Raw genomic sequence first — 21,829 nt, forward strand, 5'->3', positions numbered from 1 at the left:
CCTACCGCCCAGAGCGCGCGTAGATCCGCGACTGTTGGTTCAGGCCTCCGTGAATGCACCCGATCTGGGGCTGATCAGCGGCAACCCGCTTGACAGTTTAACTAGCATTGAACTAGCCGAATGGCGGCCATGTCCGCGGCGTTCGGCGGTCGACTGCTTGGCATTTATCCGTAACCTCAAGAGTCGAGGAAAGGTCATGAAGAATCTGCGATTAGCTTCCCTGGTCGAGCGTATGTCGCGCGGGAGCGCGCCGACCGCGCTCGACCCGACGGAGCGGTCCCGCGCGCCGCGTGGCACGAAGACCGAGATCGACTGGACCGGGATCCACAACCCCGACTTCGTCGCACTCGGACTGGGCGGGACCAGCATGATGGCGATGCTGTGGTCGGTGGCCAACGGCCGTCGCTGCGTCGGTGTCGAACTGCGCGGTGATCCCTCGCTCGGTGTCCACTGGAACATCCGTGAGGACTTCTGGCACCACCTCGGTCTGATCGACCAGCTCATGCTCGAGCGGTACGGCGAGGAGGGCATTCCCCGCAAGGGCGACGGTCGGCTCTTCAAGCTCCGGGAGACCTTCTACAGCGCGGTCACCGACCCGGGTGACGTGTACGCCGACGAGATCATCGCCGGTATCGAGGAGTCGCACGTCTCGGGCCTGATCCACCACACCGAGTTCATCGACGACCGGTGGTCGGACGGCACGCCGAAGCGGGTGCTCACCGTCCTCCAGCCGGCCAAGCCGCCGGCCGAGCACGACCCCGAGAAGGTCGGCCGGGACATGGTCACGGTCCTCGACGGTCCGTCCACGTTCCAGGCCGGCGCCTCCGAGGTGCTGATCATGCTGCGCCGGTACCTCGAACTGATCGAGGAGATGGACATCGCCGCCGGCGTGACGCCGCGGGTCCGTCTCTTCCTGTCGCACCGCGTCGCTGTCGGCGACGAGGGCGACGGTGACGGCTTCCTCAAGTGGATGCGCCAGGAGGACGGCTTCGTCAGCCTTCCCGACGGGCGTAAGCGCCTCATCATCGAGGAGGTCCAGGAGCTCGACTACCGGGGCCGGTACCGCCGGATCCGCAAGCCGGGCACCTCGCTGATCGACCTGGGCGTTCCCGAACTGTTCATGATCGCGCAGGGCTTCGACAGCAGCGATGCGGACCGCCTCGGCTTCCGGCAGGAGGACGTCGCGGTCGACCATCACGACGGTCGTGGGGCGGTCGTGGCCCAGGCCGACTACCTCGCCGGCTACCTCGAGCTGCACGTGGGTGCCCGGCTGCGCCGCCGGATCGCCTCCGAGTTCGACCGCGAGGGGAACGAGTACTGGGTCCGCCAGATCGCGGTGGGCCACGAGGACGACCCCGAGGTGGGGTGGATCCTGGTCCAGGTGCCGGACTTCAAGACCTTCGACCCGATCCTGGCCGGGCTGGTCCCGCCGGGCACGCCGAAGCGCGCCAAGGAGTACCTGAACGCGTACCAGCAGTTGCTGCGCGAGTTCTACCTGGAGCAGGTCTCGCTGATCACCGAGATCCCCGTCTCCGACCTGGAGAAGGTCCAGGCTCCGTACGGCCCGAAGCTGTTCAGCCTCATCGAGCGGATCGGTGCGGACGCGCTGGTCGCCGGGAACGGTGTCGTGGCCGGAGACTCCTTCGGCAACGGTCACTTCATGACCAGCGGTGGTGCGATCACCGGCATGGTGGGGCACGGCTCCCGGGTGCTCCGCTACTGGCAGGCCCGCGACGCGGGGGTCAGCCGGGAGCAGGCGATCCGTGAGCTGGCCGACCAGATCAAGGTGGACACCCTCGGCTGGCTCCAGGTCAGCGCCCAGGAGTTCAGCCAGGCCGTGCCGATCAACTTCGGTGAGGAGCGGATCAAGGAGATCGAGAAGCAGACCGGACGTGGGTCCGGCGAGCGGGCGAACACGATCGACGCGACCCGGCGGCACCGGCACTCGCTCGTGCCGCTCGACCCGTCGGACTGGCGGCGACTCTCGGTGCGCAGCGGCCGGCTGCACAGCAGCGAACTGCCACCGCTCATGACGACCCACCCGGCCGAACGGCAGATGATGCCGGACGACATGTCCGCGATGGGTGACGACATGCGGGAGACCGTCGCTGCCGGGGCCGGTTCGGCGTCGTGACCAAGCTCAACCAACCCCGGGGTGACTCCTACGGCGGCGGCGGGGAGACGGTCGTCCTGCGCGACACCGCGCAGCCGTTGCGGAGCCTGCGGGAGCGTCAGCTCGCGCTGATCGTGCTCTGCGTGGGCGTCCTGATCTCCGTCGTCGACGGCTCCGCAGTGTACGTCGCCCTACCGTCCATCCAGGAAGGCCTGGGGTTCCCCCAGGCCGACCTGGCCTGGGTGGTGAACGCCTACCTCATCCCGTTCGGCGGGCTGCTGCTCTTCGCCGGCCGGCTCGGCGACCTGATCGGCACCAAGCGCGTCTTCCTCAGCGGGCTCGGTCTGTTCACGGCCGCCTCGGTCGTCTGTGGCCTGGCCACCGACCAGGCGGTGCTGGTCGGGGCCCGGTTCGTGCAGGGTGTGGGCGGAGCGTTCACCACCGCGGTCGTGCTCAGCATGATCGTCACCATGTTCCCGAAGCCTCGGGAGCAGGCCCGGGCGCTCGGCTTCTACGCCTTCGTGGCGGCGTCGGGAGCCGCGCTCGGCCAGCTCGCCGGCGCGGCGCTGACCGCGTCGCTCAGCTGGCACTGGATCTTCTTCGTCAACGTTCCGATCGGACTGGTCACCATCGTGGCGGCCGTCCGGCTGCTGGACAACGTCCGGGACGCCTCGGCCGGTGAGGGCATCGACTGGATCGGGGCGCTGGCCCTGGTCGGTTCGCTGATGCTGACGGTCTACGCCATCGTGCAGGCCGACGCCGGTGGGGCCCGGACGGCGCTCTTCGGCGGCCTGGCGCTGCTGCTGATGGCCGGTTTCGTCCTCTGGCAGCGGCGGGCCCGTAACCCGCTGGTGCCGGGCGAGGTGCTCCGCGCCCGGAACGTCGCCTGGTCGAACGTCGTCCTGGCGCTGATGGTCGCCGGTCCGACCGCGATGTTCTTCCTCTGCGCGCTCTACCTGCAGAACGTCCTCGGCTTCACCGTGATGGAGCTGGGCTTCGCGTTCGTGCCGGCCGCGGTCGCCATCGGCGTCGGCTCGCTGAAGATCGCCCCCCGGCTGGCCCGCAAGCGGGACGCCAAGACGCTGCTCCTCCCCGCGATGGGGCTGATGGCGCTGGGCCTGCTGCTGCTCGCCCGGATCCCGGCCGACGGCAGCTACTGGGTCGACGTGCTGCCGGCCGTGCTGCTGATCGGTACCGGTTCCGGGCTCGCGACGCCTCCGGTGCTACGGATCGCCCTGGCCGAGGCCACGCTCAAGGACAGCGGCATCCGGTCTGGCCTGCTCAACACCACCCAGCAGCTCGGCTCGGCGATCGGCCTGGCCGTGCTGGCCCCGGTGGCGGCCAACGTCACCGAGTCCGCCCTCTCCCGGGGTGAGACGACGGCGGTCGCCCTGACCGACGGCTTCCAGATGGCGTTCCTGGTCGGCTTCGGCACGATGGTGGCCGCCATGCTGCTCGCCATCTTCGCGGTGGAGAGCGAGGTGCCCAAGACCGCGCCCGACTCGCTGGACGAGACGTCCTCGACGTCGCCGAACCGGCAGGTCGACCCGACCGGTGCGGTCGACCCGGACTTCCTCGCGTTGGGCCTCGGTGGCACCAACATGATGGCGATGCTCTGGTCGATCGCCATGGGCCGGCGAGCGGTCGGCGTCGAGTTGCGGGGCGACCCGTACCTGACGCTGATGCAGTGGAAGATCAGCGCCGACATCTACCACCACCTGGCGGTCATCGACCGGCTGATGATGGAGCGGTACGGCGAGGCGGGCATCCCCCGCCGGATCGACGGCAAGCCGTTCATCCTGCACGAGGTCTTCTACCGGGCCGACGCCGAGGAGGGCGCTGCGGCCCGGACCGACGAGATCCTCTACGGGTGGGCCGACTCGTGCGTCGGCGGGCACGTCGAGATGGCGGAGTTCGTCGACGACCGGTGGGTGGACGGCAAGCCGCACCGGGCGGTCACCGTGACGAACCCGCCGGCTCCGTCCATGGAGCACGGGCCGGAGACCGTCGGCCGCAGCATGGAGGACGTCTTCGCCGACGCCCCCGCCTTCCAGGTCAACGCGGAGGATCTGCTGATCCTGCTCCGCCGGTACCTGGAGGAGATCGAGCGGATGGACCTCGCCGCCGGTGGGGAGCCGCGATGCCGACTCTTCACGTACCACCGTGTGGCCGAGCCGAGCCGGCCGACCCGCTGGCAGGGCCGGCTGCGTCGGGAAGCGGCGCAGGAGTACGGTCTCGTCCGGGGCGCGGACGGCCGGCTGCGGGTCCGGATCGAGGCGATCCGGGAGCTCGACGAGAAGGGCACCTACCGCCGGATCCGGGCCCGGGGCACCGAACTGGTCGACCTGGGCACGCCCGGGCTGATCATGGTCGCCGAGGGGGTGGAGAGCACCGACGCCAAGCGGCTCGGGTTCACCCAGGAACACGTGACGATCGACCACCAGGACGGTCGTGGTCCGCTCCTGGCGCAGGCCGACTACATCGTCGGACTGATCGCCGTCAACGTCGCGGCGAACTCCCGCCAGCGCATCGCCTCCGCGTTCGACAAGCAGGGCAACGAGTACTGGGTCCGGCAGATGACGCTCGGGCACGACGGGTTCAGTGAGACCGGCTGGACGATCCTGGAGGTGCCGGACTACCGGACCTTCGACCCGATCCAGGCCGGCATGGTGCCGGCGGGCACCCGGCGGGACTCCGTCGAGTACTTCGGCGCGCACCGGTACCTGATCCGGGACTACTTCCTCGACCAGGTGTCGCTGCTCACCGAGATCCCCCGCCGGGAACTCGTCCGTACCCTCAGCCTCGCCACCCCGAAGCTGGTCAGCAACGTGGAACGGATCGGGCGGGACGCGCTGGTCGCGTCGAACTGCGTGGTCGCCGGAGACTCCTTCGGCAACGGCAGTTTCCTGCTCAGCCGGGGTTCCACGACCGGCATGATCGGGCACGCCGCCCGGGTCTACCGGTACTGGCAGGCCCGCGACGAGGGGACCGCCCACGAAGCGGCCGTGCGCCAGCTCGCCGACGGCATCCGGGAGGACACCGCCGCCTGGTTGCGCGCCAGCGAGCCGGACTTCGCCCAACCGGGGCACGCCAAGGCGGGCACCGATCCGCAGACCGGGGAGCAGCTCGACCCGGTGGCCCGGGAGAAGATCCTGGAGGAGACCCGGCAGCACCGCCGGTCCATCGTCAAGACCAGCAACCGGTTGGACGACTTCGGTCGGCTGAACGTGTTCCCGGGCCGTCTGCAACTCGTCGGCCTGTATCCGCTGCATGCGCTGCCGCCCGAGCTGCGCACGGAGCAGATGGACGAGCCGATGATGATGGCGGACGCGTCCACGACCCCGATGACGGGTCAGGACGCTTCGATGACGACGGCCGAGGGGGAGACCCCGATGGCCGGCGAGGGGGACCGGGTCAGCGAATCCCGGATGTGACACCCGTCAGGAGGGCCGGGCCACCACGGTGGTCCGGCCCTTCGGCGTACCGGGGCGCCCCGCCGTCGGTGGGTCAGTCGCCCCGGTAGACGCAACCGGAGGTGCAGGTCTCCCGCACCGACACCGCCGACAGCGGCAGCCGGTCCGTCAACCGGTCCCAGATCCAGCGGGCGAGCACCTCGCTGGTCGGGTTCTCCAGCCCCGGCACCTCGTTGAGGTAGCGGTGGTCGAGCTGGTCCCGCACCGGCTCGAACGCCTGCTTGAGGTCGCCGAAGTCCATCACCCAGCCGGCCTGCGGGTCGACGTCCCCGCTGACGTGCACGGCCACCCGGTACGAGTGACCGTGCAGGCGGGCGCACTTGTGCCCCTCGGGCACGTTCGGCAGCCGGTGGGCGGCCTCGAAGGTGAACTCCCGGAAGATCTCCATCAGGCGATTCCAATGTACTTGTGGGTCTGTAGGCTCAGCCGCCACTGCGGGTGCTCCAGGCAGTACCGCACCGTGGCCTCGGTGTTGGCGACCCGGTCCGGGCCGTCCATCGGCTGGAGCATGAAATGGGTGAAGTCGAGGCCCTCGAAGCGGGCCGGCTCCGCCCCCGGCTGCGGGTAGACGAGTTTCAGGTCGTCGCCCCGGGTGAGCACCACCTCCGCGCCGGCCTTGGGGCTGACGCAGACCCAGTCGATGCCCGCCGGTGCCGGGCGGGTGCCGTTGGTCTCCACCGCGACCTCGAAGCCCGCCTCGTGCAGGGCGGACACGGCCGCCTCGTCGAGTTGCAGCAGCGGCTCGCCGCCGGTGCACACCACGTACGGGCGGCTGCGCGGGTGGGCCTGCCCCCGCCAGGCGGCGGCGACGGCGGCGGCCAGGTCGGCGGCGGTGGCGAACCGGCCCCCACCGGGGCCGTCCGTGCCGACGAAGTCGGTGTCACAGAACCGGCAGATCGCCCGGTGTCGATCCTCCTCCCGCCCCGTCCAGAGGTTGCAACTGGTGAAGCGGCAGAAGACGGCCGGCCGGCCGGCGTGGGTGCCCTCGCCCTGGAGGGTGTAGAAGATTTCCTTGATCCGGTACACGTCGGTCACCCGGTGGTGGACAGGGCGGGGTCGGTCAGCCCGAGTTCGGCGAAGCCGCGTCCCCGCAGCAGGCACGAGTCGCAGCTGCCGCAGGCCCGACCGTCGACCGGGTCGTAGCAGCTGTGCGTCCAGGCGTAGTCGACGCCCAGCTCCAGGCCCCGACGGATGGTCTCGGCCTTGGTGAGCTGGATCAGCGGGGTGTGGATGCGCAGCCGCTGCCGTCCCTCGACACCGGCCTTGGTCGCCAGGTTGGCCATCGCCTCGTAGGCGGCGACGTACTCCGGACGGCAGTCCGGGTAGCCGCTGTAGTCCAGCGCGCTGACCCCGATGAAGATGTCCGAGGCGTCCAGGGTCTCCGCCCAGGCCAGGGCGAACGACAGGAAGATCGTGTTGCGGGCCGGCACGTAGGTGACCGGGATCTCGTCGCCCAGCTCGTCGGCCGAGGCGTGGTGCGGTACGGCGAGCGCGTCGTCGGTCAGCGCCGAGCCCCCGAAGATCCGCAGGTCGATGTCGGCGACCACGTGCCGGGTCGCGCCGAGCGCCTTCGCCACCCGGGCGGCTGCCTCCAGCTCGACGGTGTGCCGCTGGCCGTAGCGGAAGCTGAGCGCGTGCGCCTCGTACCCCTCGTGCACCGCCATGGCGAGCACCGTGGCGGAGTCGAGCCCACCGCTGAGCAGCACCACGGCCCTGCGCTTCTCCGTCGGCACGCGCCGCCACCACCCTTCACTCTCGTCCACGGGCACGGTCGTACCCGGCGGTAAGCCTACTCAGCGTTCAGGCGCGAACCCGGCTCAGGGCATCGTCCTGCGGCACGCGACACACCGGCGACGGGGCGTTTCCGTCGCCGGTGTGTCGCGGTGCCGGATCAGGACGTGCCGGAGGTGACCTCCTGTCCCACCGGGGCACGGTTGGCGGCCGGGGCCGGCGGGGTGGTGACCGGCGGAATGCTGAACAGGTTCCCCGGCACCCGGGGTAGCCCGCGCGGCAGCATCGGCACCGCCATGGCCGTGGTGAGGAGGGCCATCAGCACCATCATCGTGAACATCTCACCGTCCAGCACGCCGAGGGAAACGCCGATGTTGAGGATCACCAGCTCGGTCAGGCCGCGGGTGTTCATCAGCAGCCCGACCGCGTAGGAGTCCCGCCAGCTCATGCCGGAGAGCTTTGCCGGCAGGGTCGCGCCGAGGAGCTTGCCGGCGCAGGCGGCGGCCATGATGAGGGCCAGTTCGCCGAGACCGGTCCAGCCGAGGGCGCTGACGTCCACGGAGAGCCCGGTGACGATGAAGAAGATCGGCAGCAGCAGGCGGGTGCCGCTCTCCAGCGGGGTGTGCAGGGTCTCGGCGAGCAGTGCCCGGGGCTCCCGGGGCATCACCAGACCGAAGGCGAAGGCACCGAAGATCGCGTGCACCCCGATCCACGACGTGGCGTAGGCGGAGAGGAACGCCCCGGCGGCGATCAGCGGCACGAGGAACGGTGAGGCCTTGCCGCCGTGGGTGAGCCGGGCGACGAGCCAGCGCAGCGCCGGCCGGACCCCGAGGGCCATCGCCAGGGCGTAGAGGAGGAAGAGCCCGAGCACGGTCAGCAGGGTGGCCGTGCCACCGCTGGCCGTGAAGCCGACCACCATGACCGCGAGCAGGATCCAGGCCATCACGTCTTCCAGCGCGGCGGAGGCCAGGGTCAGGGCCCCGACCCGGGTGCCCGCCAGTCCGGTGTCGTGGAGGATCCGGGCCAGCACCGGGAACGCGGTGATCGACATCGCGATACCCAGGAACGCGGCGAAGTACCAGAAGGAGACGTGCTCTCCGTCGACCACGTCGTGCCGCTCGTAGAGGAGGGCGGCGGTGCCGATGCCGAGCGCGAAGGGCAGGACGAACGCCCAGAGCGAGACCGATGCGATGGCACCGGACCCGCGCTTGAGCAGCTGGCCGTTGAACTCCCAGCCCACCAGGAACATGAAGAGCAGGAGCCCCACCTGGGAGATCATTGAGAGGTGGGGGCGAAGTTCGACGGGGAACAGGAAGCCGGTGACGTCCCCGGGAAGCAGGCCGAGGATGCTCGGACCGAGCACGATGCCGGCGGTGATCTCGCCGATGACCGGCGGTTGCTTCAGCCGGCGGAGCAGCATGACGAGCAGTGAGCCGACGATCAGCACGATGGCGATGTCGGCGACGACGATGGCGACCTTGAGGTCGGAGTGCACGGAGTCCATCTGGGGTCCTTGAGCTGTCAGTACGGACGCGACGTGCCCGACGGGCTCCGGGCGCCGACCATCGCCGCGTCTGCCTGGGAGAACGCGGGGCGGCCGGGGACGGTTCATCGTCGGGCCGGGAGCACACGAGCACGGGCGTACTGAAGGAGTGGAGGGTCTCGCTCAGGTGCCGGGTTCCGGGCGCGTCTCTCCGGTCACCGGTCGCGACGATTCACCCGGTTGGCACCGGACCTGCTCCTGCCCATGGGCATGAACCATCACCGGATGACCGAAAGATGGCACGGCGATGGACGGAGACGGAAATGCGACGCGACGGCGGCAGTGGAGAACAGCGTTTTCGAGACGCGGCACGACGGCAGTTCTCGTGATGTCGACCGCCACACCCCCAAACTTGTCCGACGACCCGCGGGCGCGACCTCGACAGAGCCAAGCCCCGATACTGGAGGACGTCACCGGAGAAACCGGCCGTCAAATCTCCCAGAGGTTGGAGGATCCTTTCGGGACGATAGTCGGCTATGGATCATCTGTCAAGGTGGAATTTCCAGAGCGGAACTGGTTGAGCGCAGATCAACCGGGCTCTAAGGTGACCGGAGAACAACTCACAGCCGCGTGGGGGGACGAATGCGAGCGCTACAGTTCCATGGAGGACACAAGGCTCAGATCATTGACACTCCCCGCCCGGAGGCACCTCCCGGATGGGCTGTCGTCAAGGTGCACTACTGCTGCCTCTGTGGTAGTGATCTCTGGCTCTACCGGGGCAAGTGGCACGGCAACCGGTACCCGATCGTGCCGGGCCACGAGTGGGCCGGCGTGGTGGACTCCGCCCCGGAGGGGTATGAGTCCTGGGTCGGCCGTCCGGTCACCGGTGACCTGATCGTCGGCTGCCAGGGCTGTGGGCCCTGCCGCGACGGGCTGCCGGTGATGTGCGAGAACCTCATCGAGATCGGCTTCACCGTCGACGGCGGCTGCGCCGGGTACGTGGCCGTGCCGATCACCAACCTCTATCTGCTCCCCGAGGGGATGGACCTCGCCGCGGCGAGCCAGACCGAGCCCCTCGCCGTCGCGCTGCACGCGGTGGACCGGATCAACCTCCGTCCTGCGGAGCGGGTCGCCGTGCTGGGTGCCGGAGGCATCGGCCAGCTCATCCTCCAGTCGGCCAAGGCGACCGGGGCCACCGTCACGCTCGCCACCGACCTGGTCGCCGAGCGTCGCAAGATCGCCGAGGAGAGCGGCGCCGCCGCCGCGGTGCACCCCAGCGAGCTGCCCGAGCTCACCAGCTACGCGGACAAGGTGGACGTCGTGTTCGAGGCGTCCGGCGACCCGGAGTCGGTCGTCCGCGCGCTCGACCTGGTGCGCCCCGGCGGACGGGTCTGCCTGGTCGGCTACCAGGTCGGTGCCGAGCACTCGCTGGAGACCGCCCGGCTGCCGCTGTCGTACGCCAGCCTGGTCGGCGTGATGGGGCCTGGTGGTAAGTACCGGGAGGCCGTTGACCTGCTCGCGAACGGGGCGATCGACACCCAGCCCATCCTCACCGACATCGTCACGCTGGACGACTACGCACCCGCCATCGACCGGGCCATCAACCGCACCGACGGCACCGTCCGGGTCGTGTTCGACCTGCGGAACGAGTAGCCGACGTACGAGTCGGAACGTGGTGTCGCCGTCCGGTGCGGCGACACCACGACCGCCGGTCCCACAGCGCCGGCCACCGACGGCCGGTGACCCGAATCGTCACCGGCCGTTTCCCCGTTCGCCCGCCGGTGGTCGCCGAAACGGTCCACGGTGGTGCGAGGGAAACGGGCTGTCGAACGCCAGAGTTTTTCCGAAGTGGACGGACGGACCCGTTCGGGTCTTCAGACGGACACGCCGAATCGCATATATTGGCCGATCCTGATTCCGACCATATTGAGTGAGGCTGTCTATGTCTGACACGGCCAAACAAGCGACCGGCGCGGAGGCCCAGCAGCCCGGCGCAGCGGGCCCCAGCCGGCCCGGACTCGCGCTGACCCTCCTGGCCTCCTGCGCCTTGATGATCGTCCTCGACTCGACGGTGGTCTACGTCGCCCTGCCGCAGATCCAGCAGAGTCTCGAGGTGAGCGCGACCGGGCTGGTCTGGGTGGTCAACGCGTACGCGCTGGCGTTCGGCGGTCTGATGCTGCTCGGCGGGCGGGCCGGTGACATCGTCGGCCAGCGGCGGATACTCCTCATCGGACTGGCGGTCTTCGGCGTCGCCTCGCTGATCTGCGGCCTGGCCACCTCCCCGGAGATGCTGATCGCCGCCCGCGCCCTGCAGGGGGTCGGGGCCGCGCTGGTCGCACCGACGTCGCTCTCGCTGATCCCGATCAACTTCACCGACAACGCGGCCCGGAACAAGGCGATCGGTGTCTACACCGGCATCGCCGCGGCCGGCGGCACGCTCGGCCTGATCCTCGGTGGGGTGCTGAGCGACGCCGCGTCCTGGCGCTGGGTGTTCTTCATCAACGTGCCGGTGGTCGCGCTGGTGCTCCTGCTCGCGCCGGGCGTCCTCCGGGAGAGCCAGCCGCAGCGCGGCTCGTTCGACATCGTCGGGACGGTGACCTCGACCGGCGCGATGGTCGCCCTGGTGTACGCCCTGGTCCGCACCTCGACCAAGGGCTGGGGCGACGTGGTCGTCCTGGCCTGCCTCGCCGTGGCGGCCGTCCTGTTCACCGTCCTGGTCCTGGCCGAGCGTCGGGCCCGGCAGCCGCTGCTGCCGCTGCGGCTGTTCACCGACCGGGTCCGGGCCAGCGGCTTCGTCACCCTGCTGTTCTTCCCGGCCGCCTTCGCCGGCATGTTCTTCTTCCTCACCCAGTACTTCCAGGGGGTGTGGAGCTACTCCGCGCTGCGTACCGGCTTCGCCTTCATCCCGGCGGCGGTCCTGGTCCTGGTCGCCGCGATCTTGAGCGGACAGCTGGTGCCGAAGCTCGGTCCGAGCGTCGTGGCCGGGATCGGCGCGCTGCTCACCACGCTCGGGATGGTCTGGCTCACCCAGATCTCCGCCGACGGTGGCTACGTCACCTCGCTGCTCGGCCCGCTGGCGATCGCCGGCTTCGGCGCCGGGCTGATCTACTCCTCGGTGACCGCCTCGATCATGTCCAACGTGGCCCCGGAGATCACCGGCGCGGCCTCCAGCGTGCTGCAGGCGGTCCAGCAGATCGGTCCGGCACTGGGCCTGGCCGTGCTGGTCACCGCGGCGGGCACGCCCGCCGACCCGGTCGAGGGGATGCGTCGGGCGTTCTGGGTGGCCGCCGTCATCGCCGCGCTGCCGGCCGTCCTCGCCCTGTTCAACCGTCGGTCGCGTACCGAGTGACCTGACGACGCGGGTCGCCGTCCGCCGCTCGGCGGTCGGCGGCCCGCGTCCGGGCCGGTCGCCGACCGGTCCTCCTTCCGCCGGGACGAGGCGTCCCGGCGCTGGTTCCCTCCCATCCCGGGTGCGGCGGCGTGCGGTCGGCCGCCCCCGGGTCACCCACATACCCCCCACGCCACGTGGAGAACGGAGCAGACAGGTGGAGTCGGCAGCAGTGCCCCCCACTCGACCGTCCCTGGTGCTGACCGGGCACCAGGAGGGCGTGATCGGCGCGGTCTTCCACCCCGACGATCACATGGTCGCCACCAGCGGCGAGGACGGGACCGTCCGTCTCTGGGACGCGACCACCGGCGAGCAGGTCGGCCGGACCCTCACCGGACACACCGACACGGTCTGGCTCGTGGCGTTCGACCCCGAGGGCCGGCTGCTGGCCAGCGCCAGCGAGGACCGGACCGCCCGGATCTGGGACGTCACCACCGGTGAACAGGTCGGCCAGCCCCTCACCGGGCACACCGCCGGCGTCTACGGCGTGGCCTTCCACCCCGAGGGCGGGCTGCTGGCCACCGGCAGCGCCGACCACACCGTACGGCTGTGGAAGGTGCCCGGCGGCGAGCCGGTGGGTGAGCCCCTCACCGAGAGCACCGACGAGATCGACGGGGTGGCCTTCCACCCGGACGGTCACCTGGTCGCCTCGACCGGTGACGCGGTGCGCCTCTACGACACCGCGACCGGGCGGTCGGTCGGCACTCCGCTGGTCGGGCACACGAAGGGCGCGGTCAGCGTCGCCTTCAGTCCCGACGGGCGGCTGCTGGCCAGCGGATCCGACGACCTGACCGTCCGGATCTGGGACCACGCGGCGGGCGGCGCGGCGGTCGAGCCGCTGGTCGGGCACACCGACGCGGTGGACGGGGTGGTCTTCCACCCGAGCGGTCGCCTGCTGGTCAGCGCCGCCGAGGACTGCACCGTGCGGGTCTGGGACGTCGCCACCGGGCGGCAGGTCGGGGAGGTCGAGACCGGACACACCGCGCCGGTGTGGAACATCGCCTTCGACCGGTCCGGCGCGCGCATCGTCACCGCCAGCCAGGACGGGACCGCCCGGATCCTGCCGTTCCCGGCGTACCCTGCTGCCGGGTGACCATCGGGACCGCCGTACCCCTCACCTGACTCAGCTAACGAAAGGGACCATCCCATGACCTGGACCGCCCCTGCCGTCGACCGGAAACCAGACCCGATGCTGGGCGACGAGACCGCCGTGCTCGCGGGCTGGCTCGACTACCACCGGGACACCCTGCTGCTGAAGTGCTCGGGCCTGACCGAGGCGCAGCTGAAGACCAACAGCGTTCCGGTGACCAACCTGACCCTGCTCGGGCTGGTGCGTCACATGACGGAGCTGGAGCGCTGGCTGCGCACTCTCTTCACCGGCGAGACGGCCGAAGACCCGTACTCGACCGAGGAGCGGCCGGACGCCGCCTTCGACGACGTGGCCACGGCGGACGTGCAGGCCGACTTCGACCTCTTCCGGCAGGAGGCGGAGCTGACCCGCAAGGCGTTCACGCTGCGCGACCTCGGTGAGACCTACGAGGACGAGGGCGAGGTGCGCAACCTCCGGACCACGGTGGTGCACATCCTCGAGGAGTACGCCCGGCACAACGGTCACGCCGACCTGATCCGGCAGAGCATCGACGGCGCGACGGGCGACTGATCCCGACCGCCCCGGTCCGTGCCGTCCCGGCCGTCGGGGTGGCCCGGCTGCGAACCGGAACGGGGGACCGTCCCCGGCAGGCCCTGCCGGCGGTCGGTCCCCCGTCGTCGCTCCCCTGGCCGCCCGGACCCTCGTGGCCGTGCGGCCCGGTGGGGTCCGGGACGCGGTCAGAGCTGATCGGTCACGTACTCCACGCACTGGTCGAGGCTCCAGCCGTCCGGCCGGCCAGGCAGGCCGTCCATCTGGCAGAAGGCCGCGTTGACCCGGTCGAGCTGGGTCACCTCGCGCCCGACCAGGTCGGGCCGGGCGGCGGCCATCGTGGTCAGCGCGCGGTCGAGCCGGTCGAGCGCGTCGTCGACCACCTCGCCCCGGAAACACGCGGACGGGTACTGCTGGTCGGACGGTTCGAGGATGATCCCCTCGGCCAGGGCGTGCGGCAGGAGGACCTCCTCCACCTCCGGGGCGCAGACGAACTGGAACGCGGCCCCGGTGCCGGCCATCTCGATCGGCAGGTCGCGGGTGCTGATCATCTTGGCCGCCTCGGACACGAAGCGGGCGCCGTCGATAGCCAGCTGCGCCTGGACGTCCAGCTCGGCCAGCCGGTCGAGGGTCGCCGAGGCCGCCGCGAAGCTGGGTGCCTCGAAGGTGAGGGTCGAGACGAACTCGGCCAGCGGCTTCAGGAACTGTTCGTCGCCGGCCACGCAGGAGAGCGGCCAGCCGTTGCTGATCCCCTTGGCGTACGTGTACATGTTGGCAAGGACACTTGCCTCGTTGACCGAGGCGCCCTGGCGGATACGGTAGCCGTGCTTCACCTCGTCGGCGATGGTCACCACCCCGACCCGCTCGCACCGTTCGAACAGGTCGGCGATGTACTCCGGCGAGACATGGATGTAGTCCGGCGCGATGATCACGGCGGCCAGTTCGTCGGCGTGCTGGTCGAGGACCTGGTCGATCAGCTCCGGCAGGTGGTAGCAGTGCAGCACGTCCTCGGAGTTGGGCTGGCCCGGCGGGGTGAACTCCCACATCAGGTCGTACCCGTGGTATCCGCAGCTGGCGATGAGCCGCTTACCGGTGACCTGGCGCGCGGCCGAGGCGGCGGCCCGGGTCGCGGCGGTGCCCGTCTTGAAGAACGCCACCCGCTGGTCGCCGGGAAGGTCCCCGGCGATCTGCTCGGCCAGACGGTTCTGCAGGTCGAGCGAGGCCGCGGCCGGAATGCCCGAGCGCACCGTCTCCAGCACGGCAGCGGTGACCACCGGGTCCTGGTGCCCGAGCATCACGCTGCCGAAGGAGTTGGAGAGGTCGAGCAGGGCCCGACCGTCCGCGTCGTACACGTAGGCGCCCTCGCCCCGGACGATGGTGACACCCCGTGCCACCTCGTACGGCGTGCAACCGTCAGCGTTGGCAATAATCATCAGTGAAACCTCCGGCTGTCCTGCGCCCCTCGGCCGGTCGTGGGCGACACGCGGCAAATCATAGGGGGCGACAAAGCCGAATCGCGAGTGCCCACCACCGAGTGGTATCGACAAGCGACACCCGGTGAGCATCCCGTCAATTATCTGGGGAATTCGTCCAGTATGGAGGGCGGCCTCGGATCGAGTACTTTCAGGTATTTGTCTCGGTCGCCGCGTCGATTACCGTGGAGAGGCACGGGGTCAGCGGATGAACGCGCTGGTGGCAGCGCCTTCTGTTACGGAAGGTAATCAAGTGAAGGTTTTCCTCGTCAAGCCGCCGATCCGCGGATGCATGGTGGAAATCGGACGTCACGTTCCGATCGGGCTCGCCTACGTCTCGTCAGCACTGCGCGCCGCGGGCCACGAGACGGAGATTTTCGACTCCCTCGCCTACACCGAGGACAACCACGTCGTCCCGGACGCGGAACTGACCACGATCGAGCGGGCCAAGCTGGAGCGTCACCCGCGCTGGCGGCACATCATGCACTGGGGTGCCCGGACGGAGCGCATCGAGGCGGCCCTCGCCGCCAGCGGGGCGGACGTCGTCGGCATCTCCTGCATGTTCACCCCCTACTACGAGAGCGCGTACGAGCTGGCCAGGATGGCGAAGCGGATCCTGCCGAACGCGAAGGTGATCCTTGGCGGTCAGCACGGCACGGTCGCCTTCCCGCACGTGCTCGAGGTGCCCGAGATCGACGCGGTGATGCTCGGCGAGGCCGAGGTGACCACGGTCGCGCTGCTGGACGCCTTCGTCACCGGGCGGTCCCTGACCGAGTTGCTCGGGGTGGCCTTCCGCTGCGGCGAGGGGCACTGCGATTGCGACACGCCCGGCGCGCCGCACATCCGCCCGCGCGCACCCTTCGTCGCCGACCTCGACTCCCTCGCCCCGCCGGCCGCCGACCAGTTGGACTTCAACCGGTACGGCAACGCGGTCACCCTGATCACCAGCCGGGGCTGTCCGTTCTCCTGCTCGTTCTGCACCGTGCACGCCACGGTCGGCAAGCAGTTCCGGGCCCGCGACCCCCAGCGCGTGGTCGACGAGATCGAGCACTACGTCAACGTGCACGGGGTACGCCGTTTCCTGGTCGAGGACGACAACTTCACCTTCGACATCGAGCGGGTGCACGCCATCTGCCAGGAGATCGTCCGTCGTCAGCTCGACGTCCGGCTCAGCCTGCCGAACGGGATGACCGTCGTGAAGCTCACCGAGGACCTGGTGGAGAGCATGGTCTCGGCCGGCTTCGACGATCTCTTCCTCGGGCTGGAGACCACCGACGCGGCCCGGCTGCGCAAGATGCGCAAGGGGTTCACCTCGCTGGACAAGGTCTCCGCCGGGGTGGCCCTGTTCGAGAAGTTCGGGTTGACGGCGAGCGCCGCGATCATCGTCGGGCTGCCCGACCAGAGCCTCGACGCGATCGTGCAGGACGCGGTGAACCTGGTGCTGGCCGGCGTCGAGTTCTGGACCAACCCGTTCTACCCGATCTACGGCTCCCCGGACTACCAGACCTGCCTGACCCGGGGCATCGTCGACCCGCTGACCGACCCGGCCATGTTCGACCAGTTCAACTTCGCCTTCGCCAACGGGGTCCTGGCGGCGGACGAGCTCTACACGGCCTGGGTCGGCACCCTCGCCATGGCGCTCTGGCCGAAGTACGTCCTCGAGGGGGCGGAGCGCCGCGAGCAGGGGCCGGTCTCCGCGGCGGAGGCCGGCGCACGTCTGGTCGAGCACAGCATGGCGCAGCTCGACCCGGAGAGCCCGGAGGAGCTGCCGGCCACCGTGCGGGCGATCCGTGAGACCGCCGACGGGCTGCTGGCGCTCGGTCACCCGCTGGGTTGCGTCTGCGTGATGCAGCACGTCGCGGACGCCGACAAGGGTGCCGGCGCCGACCAGTTCTGCCGCTTCGCCGGTGACATGATCGCTGCGGCCATCGCGCTCTACAGCGGTCAGCCGCAGGTCAGCGCGCAGGTCGGGGCGCAGACGGCCGGAGATGCCGAGGGATGCTCGTTCGTGGTCCGGTCCACCGGTGACGAGCGGATCGGCCGGATCCAGCGCCGCTTCGTCGAGATGCTCGACCAGAACCGCCGGGAGGCCGAACTGGTCACCGCCGAGGCAGTTCTCAACTGACCCCGACCCTGCCCCTCCCGTCCTGCCGATCATGAAGTTGGCGGGGATGCCGATCACGGATTCCGTCGGCAACTTCATGATCGGCAGCCCCACGCATCGGACCGTCGGTTACGGACGGTGATGGTGCTGGTGGGTGGGGATCGGCTCCGGTGGGTGGAGAAAAGCGTCTTCGGGTCGACGTCCCGGACAATTCGGCCGAGCCGTACCGGACTGTTCAGCCAGAATTCGGTTTCCCTGGGCGACCGCAGTCGCCGGATTATCCCGGGGTCCTGCCCGGAAAACCACGGTAAGTGAGCCGGGGGTGGGTCGACGACGCGGTCGGCGCACCCGGCGACGCCTCCGAACCGGCCGGTTCGCAACGGATTGACCGGCGAATACTCCGCACTGCTTCCGTCGCGTGACGGAAAGTGAAATCACTAAACGTCAGTAGCTGTTTCAGCCATTCCGCGCATAGTTACAGTGCTATATGCTGGCGGCCACGGTGTCCCTTGGGGATAGCTGATGGCAGTCGCCGACCACAGGTCGAGCGGGCCCAGCTGGCGCGCCGGCCGGACAAACCCGGCGCCGATCCCGGTGGCACTCCTGGGCAAAGGGTCAAATCGGCGAGAGAAGGTAGCCAGGACATGGATTCTGCCAACTTGACGAACCGGGGCTTGGTCGAGCGGGCCCGTCGGGTGACTGCGGCGGAGAAGTACGACATCGAGACCCGCTTCTCGGCGATGATCCAGTCGGGTGAGGGTGCGTGGCTGACCGACGTCGAGGGCAACCGCATGGTCGACCTCACCGCCTCCAGCGGGACGATCATCCTGGGCCACCGTCATCCGGCGGTGATCGAGGCGATCACGCGGCAGATTCAGGATTACGGTACGGCGTTCGCGTCGACGTTGTCGGTGCCGCGGGTGGAGTTGGCGGAGCGGTTGTGCGAGCGGTACGAGTGTGCGGAGAAGGTGGTCTTCCACAAGACCGGTTCCGAGGGCACGGCGATGGCGGCTCGGTTGGCGCGGGCGGCGACGGGTCGTGAGTTGATTCTGTCGTCTGGCTATCACGGCTGGCACGAGTGGCAGCTGGCGGGGGAGACGTTCGGGTATCAGCAGACGACTGGTGTGGTCGGTTTCGGGTACAGCGAGAAGGCTCTGGCGAAGATGTTGGAGGCTTTCGGTGGCGAGGTTGCCGGAGTCCTGATCTCGCCGGAGTTGCTGTACTTCGACGTCGAGTTCTACCAGCGGATGTATGCGTTGTGTGCGCGGTATGACGTGCCGTTCATGATGGATGAGGTGTACACGGGTTTCCGGGCGGGGCCGAAGGGTGTGCACGGCCTGGGTGTGCCGGCTGACGTGGTGGTGGTCAGCAAGGGGTTGGCGAATGGTCATTCGTTGGCGGCGGTGATGGGTCGTCGGGACATCATCGATGCGTATGACGTGTCGGGGATCCAGGGTACGTACACGCGGGAGGTGCCGCCGATGTCGGCGGCCATGGCGGTGTTGGATGTTCTGGACACGCCGGGTGTGTACGAGCACGCGGAGGCGATGGGTCGTCGGTTGTCGGATGGGATGCGGGAGATCCTGACCAGTGAGGGGATTCCGAACTGGGTGGACGGCCCGGCGTTGATGTTCGATGTGGTGTTGCCGAATGACGATCTGGGTTGGGAGATCTACAAGGCGGCGCATGAGTTCGGGGTGTATTTCGAGGACTCTGGTACGCAGTTGGTGACGACGGCGTTCGACGAGGCGGCGGTGGACCACGCGTTGTCGGCGTTCCGGAAGGCGACGCGTCAGGTGGTGGCGGATCGGCCGGACATCGCGCCGACGTCGGGTGGTGAGTTGACCGAGGAGCGGAAGCTGGACTTCGCGGAGGAGGCCTTTGGTGGTCTGTTGCGTGATGACGAGCGGACGAACGCGTTGATCGACGCGACGATCGAGCAGGTCGTGAGTCGGGACCGTAGCGTCAAGCCGGTCCTCATCCCCGAACAGAACTGACCCGGGCCCCGGAAGAAGAACGACAGGGCCGGTGAAGATGGCTGCAGCACCGATACCGGTGACTGGCTGGGGCGACAAGGACGACCCGTGGGAGTGCCTGGGCGAGCGTTCGTCCGGTGCGACGGTCTACCGCGTGGGGGAGGGACCCTCCTTCTACGTGAAGACCACGCCGCCCAGGCACCCCGACGACCACCGGTTCAATCCGACCAAGGAGGCCGAACGGCTCCGCTGGCTGGCCGGGCAGGGACTGCCCGTACCGGAGGTGGTGGCCCTCGACGCCAACGACGAACTGGCGTGGGTGGTCACCCGGACGCTGCCCGGGCGGCCCGCCGCCCGGCACTGGAAGCCGGAGGAACGGTGGCGGGTGATCGACGTCGTCGCCGACGTCGCGCGTACGCTGCACGGGCTTCCGGTGGCGGAGTGCCCGTTCGAGCGGCGGCTGGCCGACCTGATCCACCAGGCCAGCTCCTCGATGGAGTTGGGTGCGCTCGACCTCGACGACGTGGACCCCTCGCACGAGGGCTGGACGGCTCAGCAGCTCTGGGACGAACTGAGCAAGATGACGCCCCCGGAGGAGGACGACCTCGTCGTCTGCCACGGTGACTTCTGCCTCGACAACGTGCTGATCGATCCGGAGACGCTGACCCTGGCCGGCATCCTCGACGTCGACCGGGCCGGGGTGTCGGACCGGTGGATGGATCTCGCCCTGGCGCTGTACAACATCGGCCAGGACGACGTCTGGGGTTACGGGCCGCCGCACGCCGAGCACTTCCTCCGGCGGTACGGCATCACCGTCGACCAGCACAAGCTGACCTACATCCAACTGCTGGACGAGTTTCTCTGAGCTGACCCCGGGCGGGGGGGGGGGCGCCCCCCCCCCCCCCCCCCCCCCCCCGCCCGCGGGGGGGGGGGGGGGGGGCGCCCGCCCCCCCCCCCCCCGCCCCGACGTGAATGGCGTGGTGGGCACATGAACTACCGTGAGTTGATCGAGCGGGCCCGGCGGACGACCGCGGCCGAGGAGTACGACATCTCGGGGCGCTATCCGTCGGTGATCGCGCACGCCGAGGGCGCCTGGATGACGGACCTGTCGGGTAACCGCTACGTCGATCTGACCGGCGCTGATGCCGCCGTCATCCTCGGCTACCGACATCCGGCGGTCAATGAGGCGATCACGCGGCAGATTCGGGATTACGGTACGACGTTCGCGTCGACGTTGTCGGTTCCGCGGGTGGAGTTGGCGGAGCAGATGTGTGAGCGGTACGAGTGTGCGGAGAAGGTGGTCTTCCACAAAACCGGTACCGAGGGCACGGCGATGGCGGTCCGGTTGGCGCGGGCGGCGACGGGTCGTGAGCTGATCCTGTCGTCCGGCTATCACGGCTGGCACGAGTGGCAGATGGCCGGGGAGGAGTTCGGGTACCAGCAGTCCACTGGTGTGGTGGGTTTCGGGTACAACGAGAAGGCCCTGGCGAGGATGCTGGAGGCGTTCGGTGACCAGGTCGCCGGCGTCATCGTCTCTCCCGAGGTGTTGTACTTCGACCTCGATCACTACCGCCGGATGTCGGCGTTGTGCGCGCGGTATGACGTGCCGTTCATGTTGGACGAGGTGTACACGGGTTTCCGGGCGGGGCCGAAGGGTGTGCACGGCCTGGGTGTGCCGGCTGACGTCGTCGTACTCGGCAAGGGTCTGGCGAATGGTCATTCGTTGGCGGCGGTGATGGGTCGTCGGGACATCATCGATACGTATGACGTGTCGGGGATCCAGGGTACGTACACGCGGGAGGTGCCGCCGATGGCGGCGGCCATGGCGGTGTTGGATGTTCTGGACACGCCGGGTGTGTACGAGCACGCGGAGCGGATGGGCCGTCGGCTGGCGGATGGTATGCGGGAGATCCTGACCAGTGAGGGCATTCCGAACTGGGTGGGTGGCCCGGCCCTGATGTTCGATGTGGTGTTGCCGAATGACGATCTGGGTTGGGAGATCTACAAGACGGCACACGACTACGGGGTGTATTTCGAGGACTCTGGTACGCAGTTGGTGACGACGGCGTTCGACGAGGCGGCGGTGGACCACGTGTTGACGGCGTTCCGGAAGGCGACGCGTCAGGTGGTGGCGGATCGGCCGGACATCGCGCCGACGTCGGGTGGTGAGTTGACCGAGGAGCGGAAGCTCGATTTCGCGGAGGAGGCCTTCGGTGGTCTGTTGCGTGATGACGAGCGGACGAACGCGTTGATCGACGCGACCGTCGAGAAGGTGGTCAACCGGGACCGGAGCATCAAGCCCGTCCTCGTCCCCGCACAGGACTGAGCACACGAACGGCGGGGGGGGGGGGGGGGGGGGGGGGGGGCCCCCCCCCCCCCGCGGGGGGGGGGGGGGGGGGGGGGGGGGGGGGGGGGGGGGGCGCCCCGGCCCCCGCCGCCCCCCCCCCCCG

At 69.4% G+C, this 21,829-nt stretch carries 15 protein-coding genes; 10 read left to right on the forward strand and 5 right to left on the reverse strand.

The features are described 5' to 3' along the window. Nucleotides 1–196 precede the first annotated feature (196 nt). The gene (locus ACIBJE_RS23125) at nt 197–2,134 is read left to right on the forward strand and encodes a hypothetical protein (protein ID WP_396751499.1); all 1,938 of its coding nucleotides are present in this window, start codon (nt 197–199) and stop codon (nt 2,132–2,134) included. Then, nucleotides 2,131–5,547: an MFS transporter gene (locus ACIBJE_RS23130; RefSeq protein ID WP_396751501.1), complete on the forward strand. Its 3,417-nt coding sequence runs from the start codon at nt 2,131–2,133 to the stop codon at nt 5,545–5,547. Before ACIBJE_RS23125 ends, ACIBJE_RS23130 begins: the two co-directional genes overlap by 4 nt. A 73-nt stretch (nt 5,548–5,620) precedes the next feature. Here the strand turns inward: ACIBJE_RS23130 and queD are convergent, their stop codons facing one another. From queD to ACIBJE_RS23150, 4 genes are all read right to left on the reverse strand, one after another. After that, nucleotides 5,621–5,974, reverse strand: coding sequence for a 6-carboxytetrahydropterin synthase QueD (gene queD / locus ACIBJE_RS23135; protein WP_396751503.1), 354 nt, complete (start codon nt 5,972–5,974; stop codon nt 5,621–5,623). Then, nucleotides 5,974–6,621 carry a 7-carboxy-7-deazaguanine synthase gene (gene queE, locus ACIBJE_RS23140; RefSeq protein ID WP_396751505.1) on the reverse strand — a complete coding sequence of 216 codons (648 nt, stop codon included), beginning with the start codon at nt 6,619–6,621 and terminating at the stop codon, nt 5,974–5,976. The genes queD and queE overlap by 1 nt, the downstream gene beginning before the upstream one ends. Further along, nucleotides 6,618–7,319 carry a 7-cyano-7-deazaguanine synthase QueC gene (queC, locus tag ACIBJE_RS23145; protein WP_396751507.1) on the reverse strand — a complete coding sequence of 234 codons (702 nt, stop codon included), beginning with the start codon at nt 7,317–7,319 and terminating at the stop codon, nt 6,618–6,620. The genes queE and queC overlap by 4 nt, the downstream gene beginning before the upstream one ends. Before the next feature lie 158 nt (nt 7,320–7,477). Then, entirely contained in the window at nt 7,478–8,821 is a 1,344-nt protein-coding gene (locus ACIBJE_RS23150; RefSeq protein ID WP_396751509.1) for a cation:proton antiporter, read from the reverse strand. Nucleotides 8,822–9,442: 621 nt separating this feature from the next. On the opposite strand from ACIBJE_RS23150, the gene ACIBJE_RS23155 reads away from it, so the two are divergent. The 4 genes from ACIBJE_RS23155 to ACIBJE_RS23170 all read left to right on the forward strand — a co-directional run bounded on the left by ACIBJE_RS23155 (nt 9,443) and on the right by ACIBJE_RS23170 (nt 13,848). Continuing rightward, nucleotides 9,443–10,453, forward strand: coding sequence for a zinc-binding dehydrogenase (locus ACIBJE_RS23155; protein WP_396751511.1), 1,011 nt, complete (start codon nt 9,443–9,445; stop codon nt 10,451–10,453). Nucleotides 10,454–10,742: 289 nt separating this feature from the next. Further along, entirely contained in the window at nt 10,743–12,149 is a 1,407-nt protein-coding gene (locus ACIBJE_RS23160; RefSeq protein ID WP_396751513.1) for an MFS transporter, read from the forward strand. Between the two features lie 196 nt (nt 12,150–12,345). Further along, the gene (locus tag ACIBJE_RS23165; RefSeq protein ID WP_396751515.1) at nt 12,346–13,281 is read left to right on the forward strand and encodes a WD40 repeat domain-containing protein; all 936 of its coding nucleotides are present in this window, start codon (nt 12,346–12,348) and stop codon (nt 13,279–13,281) included. Nucleotides 13,282–13,335: 54 nt separating this feature from the next. Further along, nucleotides 13,336–13,848 (forward strand): DinB family protein, encoded by a 513-nt coding sequence (locus tag ACIBJE_RS23170; RefSeq protein ID WP_396751517.1) that lies wholly within the window; start codon nt 13,336–13,338, stop codon nt 13,846–13,848. Nucleotides 13,849–14,015: 167 nt separating this feature from the next. Here ACIBJE_RS23170 and ACIBJE_RS23175 read toward each other — a convergent pair whose 3' ends face one another. Next, nucleotides 14,016–15,260 (reverse strand): aminotransferase class III-fold pyridoxal phosphate-dependent enzyme, encoded by a 1,245-nt coding sequence (locus ACIBJE_RS23175; RefSeq protein ID WP_396751519.1) that lies wholly within the window; start codon nt 15,258–15,260, stop codon nt 14,016–14,018. A gap of 292 nt (nt 15,261–15,552) precedes the next feature. Between ACIBJE_RS23175 and ACIBJE_RS23180 the strand changes: the two genes are divergently transcribed. The 4 genes from ACIBJE_RS23180 (at nt 15,553) to ACIBJE_RS23195 (ending at nt 21,705) form a co-directional block, all read left to right on the forward strand. Beyond that, nucleotides 15,553–17,424: a B12-binding domain-containing radical SAM protein gene (locus ACIBJE_RS23180; RefSeq protein WP_396751521.1), complete on the forward strand. Its 1,872-nt coding sequence runs from the start codon at nt 15,553–15,555 to the stop codon at nt 17,422–17,424. 623 nt (nt 17,425–18,047) lie between these two features. Next, nucleotides 18,048–19,400, forward strand: a complete 1,353-nt coding sequence (locus ACIBJE_RS23185; protein ID WP_396751523.1) for an aminotransferase class III-fold pyridoxal phosphate-dependent enzyme — start codon at nt 18,048–18,050, stop codon at nt 19,398–19,400. Nucleotides 19,401–19,458: 58 nt separating this feature from the next. Next, entirely contained in the window at nt 19,459–20,244 is a 786-nt protein-coding gene (locus tag ACIBJE_RS23190; protein WP_396751525.1) for an APH(3') family aminoglycoside O-phosphotransferase, read from the forward strand. Nucleotides 20,245–20,367: 123 nt separating this feature from the next. Next, nucleotides 20,368–21,705 carry an aminotransferase class III-fold pyridoxal phosphate-dependent enzyme gene (locus tag ACIBJE_RS23195; RefSeq protein WP_396751527.1) on the forward strand — a complete coding sequence of 446 codons (1,338 nt, stop codon included), beginning with the start codon at nt 20,368–20,370 and terminating at the stop codon, nt 21,703–21,705. Nucleotides 21,706–21,829 lie beyond the last annotated feature (124 nt).

Source organism: Micromonospora sp. NPDC050187 (assembly GCF_044459745.1).
Taxonomy (GTDB): Bacteria; Actinomycetota; Actinomycetes; order Mycobacteriales; family Micromonosporaceae; genus Micromonospora.

Coding starts and splice junctions, on each gene's coding strand:
- ACIBJE_RS23125 (WP_396751499.1), top strand. CDS start 197: ATGAAGAATCTGCGATTAGCTTCCCTGGTCGAGCGTATGTCGCGCGGG.
- queD (WP_396751503.1), bottom strand. CDS start 5,974: ATGGAGATCTTCCGGGAGTTCACCTTCGAGGCCGCCCACCGGCTGCCG.
- ACIBJE_RS23150 (WP_396751509.1), bottom strand. CDS start 8,821: ATGGACTCCGTGCACTCCGACCTCAAGGTCGCCATCGTCGTCGCCGAC.
- ACIBJE_RS23155 (WP_396751511.1), top strand. CDS start 9,443: ATGCGAGCGCTACAGTTCCATGGAGGACACAAGGCTCAGATCATTGAC.
- ACIBJE_RS23160 (WP_396751513.1), top strand. CDS start 10,743: ATGTCTGACACGGCCAAACAAGCGACCGGCGCGGAGGCCCAGCAGCCC.
- ACIBJE_RS23170 (WP_396751517.1), top strand. CDS start 13,336: ATGACCTGGACCGCCCCTGCCGTCGACCGGAAACCAGACCCGATGCTG.
- ACIBJE_RS23175 (WP_396751519.1), bottom strand. CDS start 15,260: ATGATTATTGCCAACGCTGACGGTTGCACGCCGTACGAGGTGGCACGG.
- ACIBJE_RS23185 (WP_396751523.1), top strand. CDS start 18,048: ATGGATTCTGCCAACTTGACGAACCGGGGCTTGGTCGAGCGGGCCCGT.
- ACIBJE_RS23195 (WP_396751527.1), top strand. CDS start 20,368: ATGAACTACCGTGAGTTGATCGAGCGGGCCCGGCGGACGACCGCGGCC.